Here is a 1,866-nt window from a genome sequence, read left to right as displayed (position 1 = left end):
GTTGTACACAATGCTGCGCATAGCACAGATAACCAATATGATAACACATGATTGTAAATCTTAAATGTGGAGAGTGTAAGCTGGTTTTTCCAGCAGATGTAGGAACACCAACCTTAGATGAAAAAAGTTCTATTGTATGGGAAAAGAAGGTAATATGCCCTAGATGCAAGGCCATTGACAAAGAACTACTTACTGAAATGGGACAAAGTCAAATGACTCAATTCTTTTTTGGAGATTATTTAAAATAAGGTTGTAACTTAATGCTTCATGGTAGTTAAGTATGAAGCAGCAACAATTTAAACTCTCCCAACTTTTTGATCTGCACTGGGATAATTATAAAGAAAATCCTAAACACTTTATTCTGCCAGAACAATACAAAGCGGTAGCTGCCATTCGAGCATGCAGAACTGAAAAATTAGGAGTAGATCATTATGTATGTCAAAGTTGTGGAGAAATAAGTTATGTGTATCACAGTTGTAAAAATCGTTTTTGTCCTAGCTGTAGTTGGAAAGATACGATAGATTGGGCAGATAAAATGAAAAATCAAATGCTCGATATACCCCATCGACATGTAGTGTTTACATTACCTCACCACTTAAATAATTTGATAAAAGCAAATAAAAACGTATTACTGAATATACTGTTTCAGACAGCTGCTGAATCAATTAAAGATTGGATGTATCAGAAATACAGATTAAAACCTGGTATTATTAGTGTTTTGCACACATTTGGAGAAAAGAAGGATTGGCATACTCATATTCATATGATTTTATCTTGGGGAGGTATTGACTCCAATTATCAAGTAAAACAAATTAATGGAGAATATATTAACTATGAGTTTATTCAAACAAAGTTCCGTTGCAAATTTGAGGACAAACTTATTGAATTATTTGACCATAGGGCTCTAGATCATAAGTTTAAATGTCGTATTGAGTTTATGCGATTCATTAAACAAGTAAACTATAAACTCTGGCGAATACAATTTGAACCTGCAATTAAAACTCCAACAGAAGTCATCCGATATATAGGAAGATACTCTAAAAGGGCCTGCATCAGTGAGTATAAAATAACAAGCATAGAAGGCGAATTCATCAGTTTTAAATACAAGAATTATAAAAAGCTTGATTATCAAGGTAAACCTATTATTAAAGAACTTACTTTACATTACAATGATTTCTTTCCTCGTTTGTTACAACATGTACCCATTCCTTATTTTAGATTAGTTCGTTACTATGGTGCTTATGCAGCTAGGACTAAAGCCATTTTAAAAAGTTTATATGCCGAAACATATACTGCAATAACCGATAATAATTCTGATAATTACGAATTACCAGAAAACCCCAGATTATGCAGCAATTGTAAAACTGTAAAAACTTATATGTACACTGTCTTTAAAACAAAAGAAGGACACAGAATATTTATGACCAGATTTAATCCGAAGAAAAGACATAATAAGCTCAAAAATAATGCTGCATAAACTTCCATGGGAAAGTTATGCCCTAACGCAAAAAAATGTTGATTACGACCTTATTTTGACACTAAACATGATGAATTTTAATCTTTTTCACCAAAAAACAGGTAAATATTTAATCATGAATATGAACTCAAAGCAGTTCATGCTAAAATCAAATGAGCATTATTTTTATAAATTCGTAATAAAAAGGAGCAATAAAGCACAGTGTACAACAAAATGGAATAAAGCATATGGAGACAGTGATTGTATGAAGTTCTGTCAGGCAATCCAACACCGCCAAATCTTTGATTTGGCTTTCTAAATGAAAAGATAAAACAAATAAAAGATTTGGCTCAGTGAAATTTGAGAAGATCAGCTCTATTAACCTCCATACGCTTCATCCACGAAACGTT

Annotated in this window: 2 protein-coding genes; both read left to right on the top strand. The window is 32.2% G+C overall.

The features are described 5' to 3' along the window. Positions 1 to 47 precede the first annotated feature (47 nt). Entirely contained in the window at positions 48 to 248 is a 201-nt protein-coding gene (locus tag ACRD62_RS22310; protein ID WP_430822296.1) for a hypothetical protein, read from the top strand. Positions 249 to 280: 32 nt separating this feature from the next. Then, complete coding sequence (locus ACRD62_RS22305) at positions 281 to 1,477, top strand: IS91 family transposase (RefSeq protein ID WP_430822295.1); 1,197 nt, start codon at positions 281 to 283, stop codon at positions 1,475 to 1,477. Positions 1,478 to 1,866 lie beyond the last annotated feature (389 nt).

The organism is Carboxylicivirga caseinilyticus (assembly GCF_050589785.1).
Lineage (GTDB): Bacteria > Bacteroidota > Bacteroidia > Bacteroidales > Marinilabiliaceae > Carboxylicivirga > Carboxylicivirga caseinilyticus.
Note: the sequence above shows the minus strand (reverse complement) of the source record. Positions and strands in the feature narration are given on the sequence as shown.

Bases quoted from the DNA above. Each gene is read 5' to 3' on its own strand.
- ACRD62_RS22310 (WP_430822296.1), top strand. From the start codon at position 48: ATGATTGTAAATCTTAAATGTGGAGAGTGTAAGCTGGTTTTTCCAGCA.
- ACRD62_RS22305 (WP_430822295.1), top strand. From the start codon at position 281: ATGAAGCAGCAACAATTTAAACTCTCCCAACTTTTTGATCTGCACTGG.